This window comes from Janthinobacterium sp. BJB304, assembly GCF_002735765.1.
Classification (GTDB): Bacteria; Pseudomonadota; Gammaproteobacteria; order Burkholderiales; family Burkholderiaceae_D; genus Janthinobacterium.
Genome location: NZ_PDZN01000024.1, coordinates 33,329 through 53,456, shown reverse-complemented (window position 1 = coordinate 53,456; position 20,128 = coordinate 33,329). Strand labels below are relative to the sequence as shown.

Genomic DNA, 20,128 nt, shown 5'->3' with positions numbered 1-20,128 from the left:
CGTCAGCGCACGGAGCGGCGCGGTTCATCCTACTTTTCCAGATTCACCTTGCCATCCGGCGCATGAGCGGGCTGTTCGGCTGGTTCCGGTTGCAGTTCTGGCTGCGGCTTGTCCTTGCGCTTGCCGCCGAAAAACTTGACGATGGCCGCACCGGAGCCGACCACGGCCAGGATCAGCACTTTCTTGAAGGCCAGCAGCAGCGCCAGCAGTTTGCCGAACAGGCCCAGCTTGCTGGCCACGCCACCGGCCACCAGCGCCGCCAGGCCGTATTCGGCCACCTTGTCCGTCTTGCTGTCGAAATCCGTGTAGCGGTTACCGTCGGTAAATTCCGTGAACGCCGTCACTTGCTGCATCTCTTTCTTGATCGCCTCGATCTGCTGCATGCTGGCAATCGCATTCAAGTTCAGTACGCCTTCGCGCCCCAGCACGCGCACGTTGTAGTTCAGCGAGTGTTCGCCGCCATCGACCATCAAATCCTTGGCCCAGTACAGCTTGTGCGTATCCTTGGCATAGCTGGGTTTTTCCGCCCAGCCCATCAAATGGATGCCGGGATAACCCTGCTTCTTGCGCTCCGCATTATTTTCCAGCACGGACGCCTGCATATCCTTGAGCAATTCGTCGTATTTGATGCTGTCCGCATCGTCATCCTTGATGTGCCCTTCCTTTTCATACGTGACGATCACGCCCCAGCTATCGCGCTCGAGCACGCTGGTCTTGGCAGGCACGATCATGCCCAGCGATTCCATGCCCGGCGGATTACCCCAGGCATCGACCAGCACGCGCTCGGCGTCCGTCGGCGACAGGTAACGGAAGTTGGCGGGCAAATCCAGGGTGGCGATGCCGCCCGGCAAGGTGATCTTGCCGCGCTGCAGGTGCAACTGGGCGAGGAATTGCTCGGCCGTCATTTCCGGTGCGGCGGCCTTCTCATCGGCAGGGGCGGCAGCCGTGAGGCCGGAGAGGGTCAGGCACAGCAAGGCTGTCAGCAGGCGTTTCAACATGATCGGTCCAAAAAATTGCAAAGGGTAAATATTTTAAACCAATCAATTGCCTAATGGATAATTATTTCTGTGCGGCATTTTTTATGAAAAAAGCGCCAGGCGGGCTTCCCCGGCTGGCGCCTGATACTGGATCATCGCTGGACAATCACGCCACGCGCACCACCATCAAACCGGCGCGCAAGCCCACCCGCACATCGGGGTTCGGGAACACCACCAGCTCTTCCGCGTGCTGCACCGTGTAGACGTGGTCGCCATCGCTGGCGATCACGGCGTGCTGCGGCAGGGAGGTGAAATTCTGCGTGCCGCGATCGAAGGCCATGCGGAATTCCTCGCTGTGCTTGATGATTTCCTGCGCCACCTTGAACACATGCGGTTGCGCCTTGACGGGCTGCGCGGGCAAGCCGCGCAACAGGCCGTCCAGCGCCCGCGACACATCGTCGAACAGCGATAAATCGTTCTGCCCCAGGGTACCCACGCGGCCCAGTTCCACAGTGCTGGCGGCCGCGCCGCAATGCTCGGCCGAATAATAACTGTAGGTGCCGGCCGACTGCGGGTTCATGATGATGGCGCCGATGGCCGCCTGGCCCAGCCAATCGATCAGCTGCGCCTTGGCCTCGTCGGCCACCAGGTCCGGCACGATGGCAAACGTGGGGTACACGGAAGGCCGGATGGCCGTGTGCAAATCCAGGTGCCAGCGCACGGAACCGGCCGCGTCAAAGAACGCTTTGGTCGCGGCGATCATTTCATCGGCGCGCGCGCTTTCCGCCGCTTGCGCCAAGCTGCCCCGCACGGGGCGGAACATGCGATTGAGGTCGGCGTCGATGAAACGCTTGCCGGCCCGGATCGCGTCGACATTGCCCACGCAGACGAGCAGGTCGACGGCCAGCTGCGACGCATCGCGCGACAGCGCGTCGAGCAGATGCGCCAGCACTTCGATCGGTCCCGTCTCGTCGCCATGCACGCCGACAGAAACGGCCACGCTGGGGCGGCCCTTATCGGCTTGCGGCTTGACCACTTGCAGCATGCCGGGCGCCGGCAAGGCCACCGTGAAACCGGCGTTGGCGAACAGCTGCGCCACGCCGCTGAAATCGGCCTGCGCCAGCGCCTGCACGGCTGGCGGCAAGCCGCCAGCGCCCTGTACTACCTGGGTTACTACTTGCGTTGCTTCTTGCGTCATTACACCGCCGCTTCCGCTGGGGTTTTCGCCGTGATTTTATTCACAGCTTCCGACAAGGTCCACACGTCCAGCATGGCTTGCTCCAGTTCCGTCGCCGCCACATAGGCCGACAGGCCCAGCGCGCCCGTCACCGCATCGACGGCCTGGCCCGCATTGCCTTGCTCGGCGCGCGCCAGCACCTGCGTCAGCAGACGCTGTTGCGTGCGGCGCAGGGCTTGCTGCGCGTAGTTGCGCAACTGTTCCTGCGACTTGCCTTGCGCGGCCAGCTTCAGGCCACGCTCCAGGGTATCGATGCCCGCCTGGCTGCGCAGCGCCAGGCCCACTTGCAGGAACGCCGCCAGGTCCATTGAGGCAGGACGCGGCACGGACAGGGCCGGGAACAGGAAGCCGGCAACGACTTCCAGCGCATCGACCGCATCCCACGCTTGCACGAAGGCCGGCGTCAAGCCCGGCACCAGCGCCGCTTCCGACTTGATGCCGACGGCTTTCAGCAGCTCGCGCTTCGATTCCGCGCCAAACAAACGCGTGAGTTCGGCCAGTCCCGCGCCGCGCAATTGCTCGGCCGGCACGGACAGCACGCCGGCGATCATCGTTTGCTGCAGCACGCGCGTTTGCGCATCGACCTTGATCGACACGTCGCGCGGCACCGTCAAGGCGTCCGCATCGAGCGCGTCGAACACGGGCGCCAGGTTCAGCGCCACCCAGGCCTGGCCCCAGGCCAGGATCACGGCCGACTCGTCCACGCCGTGTTCGGCCGCCAGGTTGCGGATCATCAGCGGGCCGCAGCGGTTGATCACTTCATTGGCCAGCACGGTCGCCAGGATGGCGTTGGCCAGCGGGTGGTCGAGCGCCGAACGGGTTGCCACCAGCAACGATGGGAAGTAGGGTTTGAGCACCGGCTCGGCCCACGTTTCGTCCGTCAGCGGCAGGGCGGACAGGATGCGCTTGAAGCGGTTCTTCACGTTGGCGATCACCACCGCCAGTTCCGGCGTGGTCAAGCCCCGGCCATCTGCCTTGCGACGCGCCAGTTCGGCCACCGACGGCAGTTGCTCGAGTTCGCGCGACAGGGCGCCTTCTTCTTCCAGGCTGGCGATCAGGGCGGCATAGCCATCCTGCACGGCGCTTTCGCCTTGCGCCTGCAATTCGCGCACCAGCAAATGCGTCTGCTGCGTGTTGTCGCGCAAGACCAGGCGCTCGACGTCGTCCGTCATCGCATACAGCTCGCGGTTGCGTTCCGCTTCCGTCAGCTTGCCCGCATTGACTTCCACGTCCAGCCAGATTTTCACGTTCACTTCATGGTCCGAGCAATCGACGCCGGCCGAATTGTCGATCGCATCGGTGAAGATGCGTCCGCCCGCCAGCGCGAACTCGATGCGGCCCGCTTGCGTCGCACCGAGGTTGCCGCCTTCGGCCACGACCTTGACACGCAGCTCATTGCCATTGACGCGGATATGGTCATTCGCGCGGTCCTTCACCTGTGCGTGCGTCTCGGTCGAAGCCTTGATGTAGGTGCCGATGCCGCCGTTGTAGAACAGGTCCACCGGGGATTTCAGGATGCGGTGCATCAGTTCTTCCGGTGCCAGCGAGGTCTCCGTGATATCGAGCGCGGCGCGGATCTGCGGCGACAGCTCGATCGTGCGGGCGGAACGCGGATACACGCCGCCGCCATTTGATATCAAGTCCTTGTTGTAGTCGTCCCACGACGAGCGCGGCAAGGCGAACAGGCGCGCGCGTTCCTCGAACGAGACGGCGACGTCCGGTGTCGGGTCGAGGAAGATATGACGGTGGTCGAATGCGGCCACCAGTTTCAGCTGGCGCGACAACAATACGCCGTTGCCGAACACGTCGCCCGACATGTCGCCCACGCCGACCATGGTGATCGGGGTGGTGTTCAGGTCGTGGTCCATTTCATAGAAGTGGCGCTTCACGGCTTCGAATGCGCCCTTGGCCGTGATGCCCAGTTTCTTGTGGTCGTAGCCGTTCGAGCCGCCCGAGGCGAACGCGTCGCCGAGCCAGAAACCGCGCTGCACGGCGATGCCGTTGGCAATGTCCGAGAACGTGGCCGTGCCCTTGTCGGCAGCGACCACCAGGTACGGGTCGGCGTCGTCGAAGCAGACGGTATCGACTGGCGGGACGATATTGCCCAGCGAACGGTTGTCCGTCACTTCCAGCAGGCTGGAAATGAACAGGCGGTAGACGGCTTCGCCTTCGGCCGCGATGGTTTCGCGCACGGCGTCCTTCGGCATCATCTTGCAGACAAAACCGCCCTTCGCGCCGGCCGGCACGATGACGGCGTTCTTGACCATCTGCGCCTTGACGAGGCCCAATACTTCGGTGCGGTAGTCTTCCATGCGGTCGGACCAGCGCAAGCCGCCGCGGGCGACAGGGCCGCCGCGCAGGTGCACGCCTTCGAAGCGGCGCGAGAACACAAAGATCTCGCGGTAAGGACGCGGTTCCGGCACCAGCGCCAGGCTGCTGGTGTCGAACTTGAAGATGATCTTGTCGCCTTGTTGATTGTTCTGGAAGTAGCTGGTGCGCAGGGTGGCCGCCATCAGGTCGGCCAGCGCGCCAAGGATTTCCTCGGTATCGGCATGGTTCACGGAAGGCAGGCCCGCCTTGATGGCGGCGATTGCCTCCAGGGCGGCCGCGTGCTGCGCGTCGGACAGCGAAGGATCGAAGCGCTGCAGGAAGGCTTCGACCAGGGCTTTGACCAGGGCTGGCTGCTTGCGCAGGCTCTCGGCGATGTAGCGCACCGAGAAGCGGCTGCCCGTCTGGCGCCAGTAGCTGGTGTAGGCGCGCACCAGCTGCACTTCGCGCGTCGACAAGCCGCCTTCGATGACGAGGCCATTCAGGCGGCCATCTTCGGCCGTGTCGTTGAACAGGGCGGCAAACAGTTCCTGCGCCACGGCGACGACGGATGGCTGCGCCAGTTTCGCCGCGCTGGCGGCATCGACCGTCAGGCTGGTGATGAAATAGCGCGTGCCGTCGGACAGCGAAACCGAATACGCCTGTTCGCGGTCGATGGCCACGCCCGCATTGTGCAGGGCCGGCAAAATGGTCGACAGCGGCGGCACCTTGTTGGCCGAGTACAGGCGAATCGTGGTCACAAAGCCCGTCTCGATGCGCACCGCCACATGCGCCGGATCGGTATTGCGCAGGATGGTGTCGAGGTCGCGGAAGGCGACGGCCGGCGCGGTGGCGGCCACGTAGTCGAGCGGCAAGGTGGCGCAGAGTTTGCGCAGGCTGGCGCGCAGGGCCACGTCGGGCACGGCGTCGGCCACGGCGGCAAAGCCGTTATGCCAGCCATCGAGCACGCCCAGGAGCGGCTGTTCGATATCCGTTTCCAGGTCCAGCGGGTAGCGCGCGGCGTGGGCGATCAGGTAGACGCGCGCCAGGGGGCCGTCGGCCACCAGGGTTTGCGTGCTCACGTGCGTGGCGCCGGAACTGGCTTGCAGGGCTTTTGCCAGGCTCGATGCGACGCTGGCGCTGTAGCGCTCGCGCGGCAGGTAGACCAGCACGTTCAGGTGGCGCGCGTACACGTCGCGGCGCGCGAAGACCTTGGTGCGCGGCTGCTTGTACAGCGAAACGACGGAACCGCACACTTGCGCCAGCCAGTCGAGGTCCGCTTCCAGCGCTTCCGTGCGCGGCAGGGATTCGAGGATTTCGCGGAATTTCTCGGCACGGAAGCCTTGCTGGCGCACGCCGGCCAGGCTCAGTACCTTGGCCACGCGGCCGCGCGCAAACGGCAGCGCCGCCAGCGGGGTGGAATTGCCGGCGCGGGTGAACAGGCCGACGAAGCAATGCTCGCCCAGGATCGCGCCTTGCGCATCCATGTCGCGCACGCCGATGAAGTCGAGCTGCTGGTCGCGGTGCAAAGTGCCCGCCACGTCGGCCTTGACGATGGACAGCGCCGAGTCGCGCTTGGCCAGGGTGTCGAAGTCGCCCGGGATATTCGCCAGGCAGGTGCCGTACACGGGGTGCGCCGTATCCTGCAGCACGCCGACACGGCTCGGGATGTCGCGTTCGAGTTCGCGCACGCCCGGCTTGACGCGGTAGTAGGCGTAGCCGAACACTTCAAAGCCGCCGCTGCGCGCCCATTCCAGGAAGGCGGCCACTTCCGCGCCCTCTTCGCCATGCTGCGCTGCGGCCGTGGCGACGGCGGCCAGGCGCTCGCTCATGGCGGCGGCATCGCGGCGCACGACGGCAGCGTCACGCGCGACCGTCTCCAGGGCGGCGACCAGCGCGGCCAGGGCTTGCGGCGCCAGCTCTTCGTCGAGCAGCACCAGCACATACGATTCGAGCGGATCGCCCGGCTGGCGCACCGCTTCGACGCTGCCATCAAGAGCGCGGCGCACGGGCAGCACGGTATTCATCACGCCGCGCACGGCCAGGTGCTGGCGGCGCATGGCCATGACGATGGAGTCGACCAGGTAGGGCATGTCTTCGTTCAGGATCAGCAAGGCGCTCGCCATGCCGCCACGGCCATCCGCATAACGCAGGGTGGCGATTTGGCAGCCGCTGCCGGTGCGCTTGGCCGCTTGCGTGAAGCCGTCGACCAGCACGGGCGCCAGGCTGTCGGGCGCGATGTCGGCCAGGTCTTCGGCGTCGAGCGAGTCGAGCCATGCCTGCACCAGCTGCACGACAGGCGCTGCCGCCTTGCCCGCATTGCCAGCCGCGTTAATCAGCTCCAGCGTTTGTGTACGCAAATCTTGTGGCGTGTGATTCATCTTGCATCTCCATTACGGTAATGTGAATGTCCAACGCTGTCGTTCGGGCTTGTGGCTGGGCGGCAGCGGTGTCAAGAGACGGGGGTCGCCCGTCCAATTCTGTCTGTGCTACGGATAGTCTGTCTCGGATTTTTTCTGTGTGTTTTTCTATCGCCTACAAGTCGTACAATCCAGGTAAGTTGAGGATGATCGTCAATTCTTCAAGCGCCGCATGCACTTCCAGCGCCAGCTGCGGGTCGGCCAGGTCGCCCGGCTCCAGATGGTCGCGGTAGTGCTTTTCCACCCACTGCACCAGCCGATGGTACAGCGTTTCCGTCATGATCACGCCCTGGTGCATGGCGCGCGCCTCGGTTTGCGTCAGGGCCACGCGCAAACGCAGGCAGGCGGGCCCGCCGCCGTTGCGCATGCTCTGGCGCAAGTCGAAATGGATCAGTTCATCAATCGGTCCACCGCTGGCCACCAGGCCTTCCAGGTAGCGCGACACGGCGCGGTTTTCCTGGCATTCCTGCGGGATCACCAGCGCCATCTTGCCGCCCTCTTTCGTCAGCAGCTGGCTGTTGAACAGATAGCTGCTGACGGCGTCCGCGATCGGCACCTGGCCCGTGTCCACCCGCAAGGCTTGCAGTTCCGCCCCGGTGCTGGCGACGGCGCGGCGCAGCTGCGACAGGCTTTCCCCTTCATCGGCAAACGCCTGCTCGTGATAGAACAGCACATTGCCATTGCCCACGGCGATGACATCGTTATGGAACACGCCCTGGTCGATCACTTCCGGATTCTGCTGCACGTACACGGTGCGCCTCGCGTCCAGGCCGTGCAATCGCGCCACGGCTTGCGACGCTTCCAGGGTCTGGCGTGCCGGATAGCGTTTCGGCGACGGCGCGGAAGGATCGAACTCCACGCGACCATACACGAACAATTCAACGGACGGCGCGCCGTGGTTCGCGCCCAAACGCGTGTGGTTGGCCGCGCCCTCGTCGCCGAAGGCGGGCGTCGACGGCAGCGCGTCGTGCACGGCGAAGTGCTGCTCGTCGCTGAAAATGGCGCGCAGGCTGCGCGCCGACTGCGCGTGCTCGAAGGCGCGGTGCAGCTTGTTATTCAGATTGGCGGCCGTAAAATGCACGCGGCCATCCTGTGTGTCCACCGATGGGCTGACCGTGGCGGCATTCGCCGTCCACATGGGCGAGGCGGAGTACGCGCAGGCCAGGATGACGGGCGACTCCTGGTAGGCGCGCGCCAGCACCTCGGCGTCCGTCCCCGTGAAACCGATAGCGCGCAGCAGGCGGAAATTCGGCCGGTCCTGCGGCGGCAGCAAGGCTTGCGCAAAGCCGCGCGCGGCCAGGGCGCGCATCTTGGCCAGGCCCTGCAAGGCGGCCTGCTTCGGATTCGAAGCGCTTTTCACATTGCTGAACGAGGCCACGTTGCCGAACGACAGTCCGGCATAGTTATGCGATGGCCCGACCAGGCCGTCAAAATTGTATTCGCGCGTGCTGTGCATGGGAGTTCCTTAAAAATTCAGGCCGGGCGACAGCTTGGCCGGCAGTTCCAATACGCTGTTCTCGATCGAAGCGACCGGGTAGGCGCAGTAATCGGCCGCGTAATAGGCGCTCGGACGGTGGTTGCCCGACTTGCCGATGCCGCCGAACGGCGCCGTGCTGGCCGCGCCCGTGGTGGGACGGTTCCAGTTGATGATGCCGGCGCGCGCGCGCACCTGGAAGGTTTGCCACAGGGCCGCATCGTCGGACAAGAGCGCCGCGGCCAGGCCGAATTCGGTGGCGTTGGCAACCTTCAGGGCAGCATCGAAATCGGCCACGCGGATCACCTGCAGCAGCGGGCCGAACCATTCCTCGTCGGGGATGCCGACAGCGTTGGTAACGTCGACGATGCCGGCCGTGACAAAACCCGCCTCGGGATTCAACTGGCGCATCTGCAGCAGGGCCGTGCCGCCCTTGGCCACCATGTCCGCCTGCGCCTGCACCAGGCGCGCGGCCACGGCACTCGAGACAACGGGTCCCATGAATGGCTGCGGCTGCGCATCGGACGCGCCGATGCCCAGTTTCGCCGCCACTTCCACCAGGCGCACGACGAAGGCGGCGCCGGCGGCGTTATCCTGCACCACCAGGCGGCGCGCGCAGGTGCAGCGCTGGCCGGCGGAGACAAAGGCGGAGAAGATCGCGTGGTGCACGGCGGCGTCCACGTCCTTCACGTCCCATACGACGAGGGCGTTGTTGCCGCCCATTTCCAGCGCCAGCATCTTGCCCGGCTGGCCGCCGAACTGGCGGTGCAGGCTGATGCCCGTCTGGCAGGAACCCGTAAACAGCACGCCGTCGAGGTGGGCATTCGCGCCCAGCGCCACGCCTGTGTCGCGTCCGCCATTGACGAGGTTGACGACGCCGTCCGGCAAGCCTGCCTGCTGCCATAGCTGCACGGTTTTGATGGCCGTGCGCGGCGCATATTCGCTGGGCTTGAAGACGATGGTGTTCCCGGCGATCAGGGCCGGCACGATGTGGCCGTTCGGCAGGTGGCCCGGGAAGTTATACGGCCCGAAGACGCCGAACACGCCATGCGGGCGGTGGCGCAGCACGGCGTCGCCGTCGGCGATCCTGCTTTGCGTGATGCCCGTGCGCGCGTGGTACGACTGCACCGAGATATCGATCTTGTTGGCCATGGTGGCCACTTCCGTGCGCGACTCCCACAACGGTTTGCCCACTTCTTCCGAAATCAAGAGCGCCAGCGCTTCCGCATGTTCCTTGAGCAGCTCGCGGAAGCGTACGCAGATGGCGATGCGCTCTTCGACGGGCGTATCGGCCCATGCTTCGAAGGCGGCGCGGGCGGCCTGGCAAGCCTCTTCGACCTGTGTTGGCGTCGTTTCCAGGCTGGCCCAGGTCTGCTTGCCGTTCGACGGATCGATGGTAACGAGTTCGCGGCCCGTGCCCGGCAGCCAGGCGCCGTTGATGAAGTTCGATTGCGTGGTATTCACATTAGACATGGGGATGCTTCCTCGGGTTGAGTGACAAGGTGCGCACGGTGTCGCCGTTGCGGCAGCGCAGCAGATGCAGTTCATCGTCGTCCAGCGCGATCTTGCCGCTGTGCGGGTTGGCGCTGGTGACGATCATGCGGAAATCTTTCAGGTCGGTGTTCGACACCAGGTAAGGCTCGGCCTGGGCGGCGTCGCCGCACGCTTCAGGCGCAGCTTCGGCGTCGAGCACGGCCGGCATGCTGTCGCGCATGGCGCGCAGTTCGGACACGCGCGCCTGCAGCACGGGACCGGCGTCGAAGATGTCGACATAGCCTTCGAAGTGCAAGCCTTCCTGTTCCAGCAGGCGGCGCGCGGGCGCCGTGCTCAGATGCACCTTGCCGATGACTTCCTGCGCCTCGTCGGGCAGGTAGGCCACGTACATGGGCTGGCGCGGCATCAGTTCGGCGATGAAGGATTTTTTACCGAGGCTCGTCAGATCGTCGACGTGGTGGAAATCCATCTTGAAGAAGTGGCGGCCCAGGCCTTCGTAGAACGGCGAGCTGCCGTCCGGCGCCTGGTAGCCGCGCATTTCGGCGATCAGCTTTTCCGTAAACAGGTGCGGGAACTGGGCGATGAACAGAAACCGGCTTTTCGACAGCAGCTTGCCGTTGTTGCCGCTGCGGTAATCGGGGTGCAGGAACAGCGAGCACAGTTCCGTGCTGCCCGTCAGGTCGTTCGACAGGTACAAGGTTTCCATGCGCGTAAACACATCGAGTTCGCGGCTGGAATGGACCAGGGTGCCGATGCGGTAGTTATAGAACGGTTCGTCCAGGCCCACGGCGCCCTTGATGGCGCATACGCCGGCCAGGCGGCCCGTGTCCGTATCCTCCATGACAAACATGTAGTCGCGCTTTTCGGGCGCGATGGTTTCGGCGAACGAGGCGCAGGCAATCGCCAGACGGTCGCCCAGCATTTTCATGTCCGGCTTGAGGGTGGTCATGCCCGTGCCGACCTGGCTAGCCAGGCCATACAGGGCATCGAGGTCATTGGCGTTGATGGCGCGTACTACTAGCATAAAATTAACTCCCTTAGATACGCACGCAAATGACGCTGTCGCCTTCGGCCACGGCCAGCGCCTCGAGCAGGTCGGCCGGCAAGCCGATGCTGTCCTGCGCTTCGAGCGCATCGCAGGCAAAGGTCACGGCGCGGAAATTGCGCTCGGCGCCGGAAGCGACCGCGTAATTGACTTTCAGGCCCGTGCGGCTGGGCGTGACGCCTGCGACGACGCGGCGCGTGAGCGAGCCCGTAAACGAGCGCAGCGCATGCTTGTGCGCCTGCAGGATCGGGCCGCCATCGAAGATGTCGATGTAATCGTCGGCTTCAAAGCCTTCTTCCGTCAGCAGATTGAACGCCAGTTCGCCGCTCGGGTGGATCTGGCCCATGGCCGCCTGCGCGTCGCCGGGCAGCAGCGGCACGTACACGGGGTAGTGCGGCATCAGTTCGACGATCAGGGTGCGGTTGCGTGCACCGCCGATGACTTTTTCGGCATCGAGGAAATCCATCTGGAAGAACTTGCGGCCCAGCGCATCCCAGAACGGCGACTGGCCGTTGGCGTCGGTGATGCCGGCCAGCGGCACGAAGAAGCGGTCACCGAAGCGGTGCGGCGCCAGCACGGCGAACAGCAGCCGCGCGCGCGACAGCAGGGCCGCTTCCAGGCCCGCCTGCTCCATATTGCGCACAAAGAAGCCGGACAGCTGCGAGTACGCCGTCAACTCGGAACACAGGGTCAGCGCATGCACGCTGTGGCTGATGTTCAGGTCGCGCGAGACTTGCTGGATGACGTCGTTGCGAAAGGAAAAATAAGTGCCGTTCGAGCCGGCCGAGGCGAAGATGGCGGCCGTGCCGGCAATGCTCTTGTCGAGCAGGGATTCAAGCACGAAGAGGTACGACTCTTCGCTGGGGATGTCGACATGGGCGGCAAACGAGGCAATGGAGCGCTCGACGGAGGCGGCGATTTTCTCGCGCGTCTTCGGCAGGGTATGGACACCCGGCATGGTTACCGCGGCCAGCGCTTCGAGGGCTGCAATATCCGCAATTTCTACCGGACGGACAACATACATGGGTACTCCTTCAATGCTGACGATGCTGGGGGCAGAACCAAGCCGGCCCGCAGCAAAGCGGCGGGCCGGTGATCAAACAGGGAGCGAGGCTAGCCTCAGGCTTTCAGCATGCCGTCGATGGCGGCGCGCAGCAAGCGGCCCGCTTCGGCAATCTGCTCGTCCGAGACGATCAGGGCCGGTGCCAGGCGCACCACGTCCATGCCGGCGATCAGCACCATCAAGCCTTGCGCTTCGGCCGCTTTCTGGATGTCTTTCGCGCGGCCCTTGAAGGCATCGCTGACTACCAGGCCCAGCAGCAAACCGCTGCCGCGCACGATGGAGAACACTTGCGGGTAATCCGTAATCAAGCCTTGCAGCATGGCGATGGTGTTGACGCTCGCTTCTTTCACGCGCGCCAGGAACGCTGGCGTGTTGATCGTGTCGAGCACGGTCAGGGCCACGGTGGCGGCCAGCGGATTGCCGCCATAGGTGGTGCCGTGGGTGCCGACGGCCAGCGTTTGCGCCAGTTCATTCGTGGTCAGCATGGCACCGATCGGGTAGCCGTTGCCCAGCGCCTTGGCGGCAGTCAGGATGTCCGGCGTGACGCCGTAGCCCATGTAGGCGAACAACGCGCCAGTGCGGCCCATGCCGCTCTGGACTTCGTCGAAAATCAAGAGGGCGCCGGTCTTGTCGCACAGGGCGCGCAGCTCCTTGAGGAATTCCGGATTGCCAGGCACCACGCCGCCTTCGCCTTGTACCGGCTCGACGATCACGGCGCACACGTCATCGCCGATGGCGGCGCGCGCCGCTTCGATGTCGTTGTAGGCGATGTGGTCGATCGACGGCGGCAGCGGCTCGAATCCTTCCGTGTACTTGGCCTGGCCGCCGACGGACACCGTAAACAGGGTGCGGCCGTGGAAAGAGCTGAAGCACGAGATGATGCGCGACTTGTGCGCGCCGAACTTGGTGTGCGCGTACTTGCGCGCCAGCTTCAGGGCCGCTTCGTTGGCTTCCGCGCCCGAGTTGCAGAAGAAGGCGCGGTCGGCGAAGGTCGCTTCCGTCAGGGCCAGCGCCAGGCGCAGCACAGGCTCGTTCGTATAGCCGTTGCCCAAATGCCACAAATTATTGATTTGCTTGGTCAGCACGTCGACCAGGGCCGGATGGCAGTGGCCCAGGCTGTTGACGGCGATGCCGGAGGTGAAATCGAGGTAATGCTTGCCTGACTGGTCCCACAGATCCAGTCCGGAACCGCGCACGGGCACCATGGCTGCAGGAGCGTAGGTAGGAACGAGGACCTGGTCAAAGGTTTCCCGGGTGACTGGACGAGCCGTTACGGTCGAATCAAGCTTGGCATTCATAGCATTTCCCCATCAATATGTTAGGTACTCCGCAGCTACGACAGCTACGTGTGTACTGCATTATAAAAAGCGGGATGCTAAAACTCTTTTGAATCTGCGACAAGGATTTTCACAATTCATCACAGCTCAATGCGTCAGGCGTCAGGCCGGCGGCATCAGCTTGCGCTGCCGTTCCTCACGGGGCGTATTGCCAAACAGGGTGCCGAACGCCGTGGAAAAGTGCGAGCCGGAGGAAAAGCCGCACATCAGGCCTACTTGCACGATGGAATAATGCGTATCAAGCAACAGTTGTCGTGAGCGCTGCAGGCGCAGTTCCAGGTAGTAGCGCGACGGCAGGCTGCCCAGGTATTGCTTGAACAGCCGCTCCAGCTGGCGCCGCGACAGGCCCACCAGGCTGGCGATGTCGTCGGTCGACAGCGGCTCCTCGATATTGGCTTCCATCAAGGTCACCGCTTCGGACAGTTTCGGCTGCAACACGCCGAAGCGCGCCTGCAGGGCCACGCGCTGGCGTTCCTCCTTGCCGCGCACCTTGTCCACGCACAAGGCTTCCTTGACGAGCGCCTGGACGTCGGCGCCAAAGATGGTTTCGATCAGGGTCAGCGAAAAGTCGATGCTGGCCGCGCCGCCGCAGCAGGTGATGTGCGGGCCGTCGATGTCGAACAAATGCGGCGTCAGGATGGCCCGTTCCGCCTTCGCTTCCGCATCGGCATACAAGGCCCACGGCAAGGCGATGCGCACGCCATCCATGACGCCCGCGTCGGCCAGCCACAGCACGGCCGCCCCCACGCCGCCCCAGAACGGCGCCGAGCGGCAGCGCTCGATTACGGCCCGGCACAGCTCGTTGCGCAGCGGCGCCTGCGTTTCATCGGCCACCAGCAGCGCGATATGCCAGTGGCCGCCCTGCGCGGCCACCTGTTCCGGCGTGCGCACGTCCAGCTGGAACGCCTGCGGCCCCAGCGCCCGCGCGCACAGGCGCAGCGGCTGCACCAGGCCGGCCCACGTGATCGACTCGGCATCGCCGGCATGCACCAGCAGCAAACGCAACGGTTTGTCGAGGCCGATACGGGAAAGATTAGCGAAGGACATCGGCGGGCGGGATCGGGGCAAGGGCTGAGTTGCCCACATGATACCGGACTTCCGCCCCATCGAGCCCCTCATGCAAGGGCGATCCTGACGCGGCGGAAAAAAGCGGAGCGGAAGGATATAATCACTGCCATGGGTGAACGATATTTAAAAAGTATCCGGCTGCTGGCCGAATGCATGCAAGGCTTCGAGCGGTTTTCTAGCGACTTCGTGCGCCAGTACGGCTTGACGCATGCGCAATTCGACATCATTGCCACGCTCGGCAACACCTGCGGCATGTCCTACAAGGAACTGGGCCAGAAAACCCTGATTACCAAGGGGACTTTGACGGGCGTGGTGGACCGGCTGGAACAAAAGGGGCTGGTGATACGCGAACGTTGTCCACGCGACAAGCGTTCCTATTATGTGCGCCTGAGCTGCGAGGGCGAACAGGTGTTCCATGACGTGTTCCCCAAGCTGACCAAGCAGGGCCAACAGCTGTTCGACGGCTATACCGAAGACGATTTCATGCAGTTGGAAACTACCCTGGCGGGCTTGAAGCACGCCATCGCCAACGGCCACGGCTGACCATTCACCAAGCACAGACATTCAAACAAGACAAAGGAAACCAAGTTGAAAACCACACTGCTCGAAGGCAAAAAGCCCGCACATTTCGATAAACACATCATCGGCAACCTGCTGCTCAACGCCAGCACGCCGGAACTGGTGCGCCAGGAAAAACTGATCATCGGCGTGCGCAACGAAGACGGCGAAATCTACCGCCTGATCGGCGCCACCAAGCACAACAGCTTCATGAATGCCGTCGAAGAACTGTTCGACCTGGGCTTGACCGATGAACTGGAAGACAGCGACGAGCTGGTGGAAGGCTGCGACGCGATCTTCAGCGAATCTCTCTAACAACGCGTAACAAAACCTGCTGCGCGGTGCGCTTTGCGGCCTGCGATGCTCACCGTACTAAAGTACGGTTGCGCTTCTTAGCCACAAATCCCATCCGCTCGCAATGGTTTTGTTAAGCGTTCGGAATTTCGTCGTTCAAAATGGGCACGCGTCGACTGTACGCGTGCCCATTTTGCGTTTACGGGGCTTTGCTTGCCTTTTGCTAAGCTGTTTGCGAAAAGATCATGGTTAAAAAGTTCCGTACGGAAATATTGCGAGTATAATTTTTTCAATGAACAGACTCGACGCCTTTAAAAGCATCGCCGCACAAGCCGCTCGTGGCGAGCTGACCTTTCCTGCCAATGTGGACGCTTCGCTCAAGCTGCAAGAGGCGCTGTCCGATCCCGACTGCCATATCGAGGCCGCCGCCAAGCTGGTGCAGGCAGACCCGCTGCTGGCCGCGCGCACGGTGGCCATTGCCAATTCGGCGGCGTTCAACCGTTCCGGCAATGAAATCACCAGCGTGCGCAACGCCGTGCAGCGGCTCGGCGTGCGTACCTTGCAGTCGGTGGTGGCATCGCTGATCGTGCGCCAGCTGGGCAGCACCATCACCGATCCCGCGCTGCAGGCGAAGGCCAACCAGCTATGGGAACATACGGCCCATGTGGCAGCCCTGTCGCAGGTGCTGGCCCGCCGCGTCACCAGGGTCGATCCCGATACGGCCCTGTTTGCCGGCATCATGCATGAAGTGGGCGGGTTTTATCTGCTGTCGCGTGCTGCCGAATTCCCCGGCATCCTCGATGGCGAACCCGAGGACTGGGTCGAACATGGCGAACAAGCCATCGGCCACGGCGTCCTGGCCAAACTGAAGGTGCCGGAAGCGGTGCGGGGCGCCATCGATGCGCTGTGGGAGGGCTTGCGCGCCATCCCGCCCGAATCGCTGGGCGACACCCTGCTGCTGGCAAATGATCTGGCGCCCGTCTCGTCGCCCCTCAATGAAAGCCCGGCCGCCATTGCCGTACGGGCAGCGCGCGCCGCGCGCAGCATCGATTGCCTGATCGGCGACGATGCGACCTTGTCGAGCATCATGGAAGAATCGGACGATGAAGTGCAGTCGCTGCTGAAGGTGCTCGTGCACTAGCCTGCAGGCTTCTTGCCCGCTGGCGGCGGTGCCGCCGGCTTGACCGTCTCGACGATCAGCACATGCTTGTCCATGGGCTGCGTCCCCTGCTTCTGCTGGACGACCTGCGTGGCAACCGCCTTGGTACTCAACAGGGGTTTCGGATGGCGTGGCATGAACATGGCGTACCTGCTGGAAGTGGGATGCGCCCCATCTGTGCGGCGATGATCCATTTATCAAGCCCACTTTCCCCCTCCGGACAACAATTCGCTCGAAAGCGAAAAAAAACCCGCTCGAAAGCGGGTAAAGTCCAAAGCTAGGGATGTCCTGAAAGAGACAGCCCTATCTTATGCGGTACGCCGCGCCGGCTCCGTGCGTTGACACACTTAGCGCCCACATTATCCCGGCACCAGTTCCACCTCCGTTTCCTGCCAGGCGCGCAGCTGCCGCACGCGGGCGAACCACGCCTCGATATGCCGGTACTGCGCCAGCGGCAGCCGCACGGCCTCGCTGTACATCAGGGGCGCGGCCACGGCGAAATCGGCCAGGGTCACATCGTCTCCGATGAGCCAATTGCGCGCCGCCAGATGCGCGTCCAGCACGACGGCGCACTCATGCAGGTCGCGCTCGCCGCGCGCCTCTTCCAGCGGGTCCGCCGGACCATTGCCCGTCATGCCTTTCCAGGCGCGCTCCCAGGCCAGCACGCTGATGGCGGGCGCGAAGTGCTGCGCGGCCCAGAACAGCCAGCGGTTGACGTCGGCGCGCGCTTGCGGCGCCTGCGGATAAAGCGTCTGGCCCGGCACCTGCTCGGCCAGGTATTGCATGATGGCGCACGATTCCCACAGCAGGAAAGCGCCGTCGGCCAGCACGGGCACCTTGCCGTTGGGGTTCAGTTCGGCCAGGCGGCGGCGGTCGTCCGCATTCATCAGGTCGACTTCGGCCAGCTCCAGCGGCAGGCCGAGGTGGATCGCCGTCATCAAGGCACGGCGGGCATTCGAGGACATGGGGTGGTGATACAGGCGCATGATGGATGGCTCCGGTGAGTGAAGAAGCCACCATCGTAGGGCCGGGCACTGACAGTTTTTGTCAGGAGCGCATCGCAGGATTCCGGGGCGCTAGCTTTCAGGATCAATCTCATGCTCCTTGCGCCAGGCATCGAGCAGCGCATGGCGGCGCGTGGGATAGCGCTCCTCATGCTGCTGCACGCTGGCGATGCGGTCGATGCGGAAATGCCGGTAATCGCCGCGCAGCTCGCACCAGGCGGCCAGCAGGCGCTTGCCCTCGAAAAAGGCCAGCGCGAAGGGCCACACCGTGCGCGAGGTGGCGCTGCCGTGCTCATCCTGATAGGCAAGCGTGAGTTTCTGTTCGTAGCGGATCGCCTCGCGCACGGGCTGCACGTAGCGGTCGGCCGGCTGCGCGCCATCGGCGGGGCGGCCCAGCGGCACCCACAGGCTGGTCTCGGCCATGCTGTCGCGCAAATCGCGCGGCGAGGCGGCCGCGATCTTGGCCAGGGCATTGCTGGCCGCCTGCGCCAGGCCCGCATCGCCCTGCCGGCGCACCCAGCGCGCGCCCAGCACCAGCGCTTCCAGCTCATCGGCACCGAACATCAGCGGCGGCAGGAAGGCGCCGCGGCGCAGCACGTAGCCGATGCCCGCCTCGCCCTGCAAGGGCGCGCCCAGTTCGGCCAGGGTCTGGATATCGCGGTAGATCGTGCGCTCGGAAACACCGAGCTGCTGCGCCAGCTGGGCCGCCGTGACGGGAGCGCGCCTGGCGCGCATGGCGTCCATCAGCAGGAACAAGCGGCCGCTGCGGCTCATGGACAGTCCTGCAAGGCCTGGTCGCCCATGACGAGGGCCGACAGGGCCGGCACGTACAGATAACCGTCGGGCGCCAGGCGAACCGCGCGCGCGCCCTCGTCCACGCCGGCGATGCCGTAGCAGCGCTGCAGGCGGGCGGCGGCCGGCCACCAGTGGACGGCGGCCTCCTGGTCGGGAAAACGCCGGCGCACGCTCTCGGCCTGCGCCGCCACTTGCGGAAAATCGCGGTAAAAGGCGGGCGCAATCTCCAGCTCCGCGGCAAACGCCGCTTCCTGCGCCGCCGTGTCGGCCAATCGGGCCGCCAGTGCCGCCGTTTCACTGCCGATGTCCTCAGCCGCCACGCCCGCGTCAACCAGGGTGCGTCGCATCTGCTCCTGCTCCACCTGCGCACGCAGGAAAGCCGATTCCTGCAGCGCCAGCACGGCGTCTGCGGGAATGTGCTTGCGGTAAGCTGCCGGGAAGACATACAGGGCGCAGCTGCCCGCGCACACCGTGTCGATGGCAATATCGAGCCGTAGCTGGCGCACCAGGCGTCCCAGCTGCATGGCCGACCGCGGCTCGCCTGCGTCGCTATTGACGCGCAACAGCGTCGTCCCCGGCACGGCCAGCAGCCGCAGCTTGTCCACGTCGCCCTCGGCAATCGGGCCGCGCAGGGCGATGGCGCCGCTATCCGCGCGGCTCAATTGCGCGGCACTGGCCAAGGTGCCGATGCCTGCCATGATGCCCATCACTATCAAACGCTTCATTGTCATCCACCATAAAAAAAACGACCACCGCAAACGGTGATCGTTCCTCATTCGACCTGCAAAAAACCTGCGCTTACACCACGGCGCCGTCAGTTTCGTCTTTTTCCTTGATCGGCTTGATCAAGTCTTCGCGCTTGACGCCCAGCCACATGGCGATCGAGGCAGCGACGAACACGGACGAATAAATACCGAAGCAGATACCGATGGTCAGCGCCAGTGCGAAGTGGTGCAGGGTCTGGCCGCCGAAGACCAGCATCGACAGCACCATCATCTGGGTCGAACCGTGGGTGATGATGGTACGCGAAATGGTGCTGGTGATCGCGTTGTCGATCACTTCATGCACGGAAGCCTTGCGCTGCTTGCGGAAGTTTTCGCGGATACGGTCAAAGATCACCACCGATTCGTTGACGGAATAGCCGAGCACCGCCAGGATGGCCGCCAGCACCGTCAGCGAGAATTCCCATTCGAAGAAGGCGAAGAAGCCCAGGATGATCACCACGTCATGCAAGTTGGCGATAATGGCCGAGACAGCGTATTTCCATTCGAAGCGGATGGCCAGGTAGATCATCACGCCGATAATCACCACCACCAGCGCGTTCAAGCCGTTCTGCGCCAGTTCCTCGCCCACTTGCGGGCCGACGAATTCAACCTTCTGCAAGACGACCGCTTCGCTGCCGGCAGCGTCCATACAGGCGCTCTTGAGCACATGTTCGCCCTTGGCGGTGACGGTGTCGATGGCCTTGGTCGTGCCTTGCTCGGCCTTGCACAGCGATTCGAACACGCGCTGCGAGGTGTTCGCGGCGCTGACGCCATTTTCCACCGGCAGGCGGATCATCACGTCGCGCGCCGTATCGAAGCTGGTCACGCCCGGCTCTTCATAGCCCATGGCGATCAGGGTGCCGCGTATGCCTTCAAGATTGGCCGCCTTCGGGTATTTCACCTCCATCAGCGTGCCGCCCTTGAATTCGACGGACAGGTGCAAGCCCTTGTGCACCAGGAAGAAGACGGCGGCAAGGAAGGTCACGGCCGAAATCACGTTGAAAATCAACGCATGGCGCATGAAGGGAATATCTTTTTTAATCCGGAAAAATTCCATGAAATCCTCTGAGTTCTATTCTGTGCGTCCGGCGGCTGTGCCACCGGACGCGATCGCTGTTGTCGCTATTGGGTG

General features: G+C 64.0%; 17 protein-coding genes. 3 read left to right on the top strand and 14 right to left on the bottom strand.

Annotated elements, in window-relative coordinates; genetic code table 11:
- Positions 1 to 29: 29 nt before the first annotated feature.
- From CSQ95_RS23875 to CSQ95_RS23835, 9 genes are all read right to left on the bottom strand, one after another.
- Positions 30 to 998 (bottom strand): DUF2167 domain-containing protein, encoded by a 969-nt coding sequence (locus CSQ95_RS23875; protein WP_099411327.1) that lies wholly within the window; start codon positions 996 to 998, stop codon positions 30 to 32.
- Between the two features lie 145 nt (positions 999 to 1,143).
- A complete protein-coding gene (locus CSQ95_RS23870; RefSeq protein WP_099411303.1) occupies positions 1,144 to 2,175 on the bottom strand; it encodes a succinylglutamate desuccinylase in 1,032 nt (343 codons plus the stop codon).
- Positions 2,175 to 6,902: an NAD-glutamate dehydrogenase domain-containing protein gene (locus CSQ95_RS23865; protein WP_099411302.1), complete on the bottom strand. Its 4,728-nt coding sequence runs from the start codon at positions 6,900 to 6,902 to the stop codon at positions 2,175 to 2,177. The genes CSQ95_RS23870 and CSQ95_RS23865 overlap by 1 nt, the downstream gene beginning before the upstream one ends.
- Positions 6,903 to 7,056: 154 nt before the next feature.
- Complete coding sequence (gene astB / locus CSQ95_RS23860; RefSeq protein WP_099411301.1) at positions 7,057 to 8,397, bottom strand: N-succinylarginine dihydrolase; 1,341 nt, start codon at positions 8,395 to 8,397, stop codon at positions 7,057 to 7,059.
- A gap of 9 nt (positions 8,398 to 8,406) precedes the next feature.
- On the bottom strand, positions 8,407 to 9,888 hold the full coding sequence (gene astD, locus CSQ95_RS23855; RefSeq protein ID WP_099411300.1) for a succinylglutamate-semialdehyde dehydrogenase: 1,482 nt from the start codon (positions 9,886 to 9,888) through the stop codon (positions 8,407 to 8,409).
- Complete coding sequence (astA, locus tag CSQ95_RS23850) at positions 9,881 to 10,933, bottom strand: arginine N-succinyltransferase (RefSeq protein WP_099411299.1); 1,053 nt, start codon at positions 10,931 to 10,933, stop codon at positions 9,881 to 9,883. Before astA ends, astD begins: the two co-directional genes overlap by 8 nt.
- 13 nt (positions 10,934 to 10,946) lie before the next feature.
- Complete coding sequence (locus tag CSQ95_RS23845) at positions 10,947 to 11,978, bottom strand: arginine N-succinyltransferase (RefSeq protein WP_070220671.1); 1,032 nt, start codon at positions 11,976 to 11,978, stop codon at positions 10,947 to 10,949.
- Positions 11,979 to 12,073: 95 nt separating this feature from the next.
- Positions 12,074 to 13,315 (bottom strand): acetylornithine/succinylornithine family transaminase, encoded by a 1,242-nt coding sequence (gene astC, locus CSQ95_RS23840; protein ID WP_070220673.1) that lies wholly within the window; start codon positions 13,313 to 13,315, stop codon positions 12,074 to 12,076.
- Between the two features lie 141 nt (positions 13,316 to 13,456).
- The gene (locus CSQ95_RS23835) at positions 13,457 to 14,401 is read right to left on the bottom strand and encodes a GlxA family transcriptional regulator (protein WP_099411298.1); all 945 of its coding nucleotides are present in this window, start codon (positions 14,399 to 14,401) and stop codon (positions 13,457 to 13,459) included.
- A 129-nt stretch (positions 14,402 to 14,530) separates the two neighbouring features.
- Between CSQ95_RS23835 and CSQ95_RS23830 the strand changes: the two genes are divergently transcribed.
- From CSQ95_RS23830 to CSQ95_RS23820, 3 genes are all read left to right on the top strand, one after another.
- Positions 14,531 to 14,965 (top strand): MarR family winged helix-turn-helix transcriptional regulator, encoded by a 435-nt coding sequence (locus tag CSQ95_RS23830; protein ID WP_070220677.1) that lies wholly within the window; start codon positions 14,531 to 14,533, stop codon positions 14,963 to 14,965.
- Positions 14,966 to 15,010: 45 nt separating this feature from the next.
- Entirely contained in the window at positions 15,011 to 15,295 is a 285-nt protein-coding gene (locus CSQ95_RS23825) for a hypothetical protein (RefSeq protein WP_070290811.1), read from the top strand.
- A gap of 271 nt (positions 15,296 to 15,566) precedes the next feature.
- A complete protein-coding gene (locus CSQ95_RS23820) occupies positions 15,567 to 16,415 on the top strand; it encodes an HDOD domain-containing protein (protein ID WP_070220681.1) in 849 nt (282 codons plus the stop codon).
- Here the strand turns inward: CSQ95_RS23820 and CSQ95_RS29745 are convergent.
- The 5 genes from CSQ95_RS29745 to secF all read right to left on the bottom strand — a co-directional run bounded on the left by CSQ95_RS29745 (position 16,412) and on the right by secF (position 20,053).
- Complete coding sequence (locus CSQ95_RS29745) at positions 16,412 to 16,576, bottom strand: hypothetical protein (RefSeq protein WP_162995790.1); 165 nt, start codon at positions 16,574 to 16,576, stop codon at positions 16,412 to 16,414. The genes CSQ95_RS23820 and CSQ95_RS29745 overlap by 4 nt on opposite strands.
- 216 nt (positions 16,577 to 16,792) lie before the next feature.
- Complete coding sequence (locus CSQ95_RS23815) at positions 16,793 to 17,419, bottom strand: glutathione S-transferase family protein (protein WP_099411297.1); 627 nt, start codon at positions 17,417 to 17,419, stop codon at positions 16,793 to 16,795.
- Positions 17,420 to 17,509: 90 nt separating this feature from the next.
- Complete coding sequence (locus tag CSQ95_RS23810) at positions 17,510 to 18,211, bottom strand: YafY family protein (RefSeq protein ID WP_180279145.1); 702 nt, start codon at positions 18,209 to 18,211, stop codon at positions 17,510 to 17,512.
- Entirely contained in the window at positions 18,208 to 18,957 is a 750-nt protein-coding gene (locus CSQ95_RS23805) for a hypothetical protein (protein WP_143450059.1), read from the bottom strand. The genes CSQ95_RS23810 and CSQ95_RS23805 overlap by 4 nt, the downstream gene beginning before the upstream one ends.
- 73 nt (positions 18,958 to 19,030) lie before the next feature.
- Positions 19,031 to 20,053 carry a protein translocase subunit SecF gene (gene secF / locus CSQ95_RS23800; protein ID WP_070311526.1) on the bottom strand — a complete coding sequence of 341 codons (1,023 nt, stop codon included), beginning with the start codon at positions 20,051 to 20,053 and terminating at the stop codon, positions 19,031 to 19,033.
- Between the last annotated feature and the right edge of the window lie 75 nt (positions 20,054 to 20,128).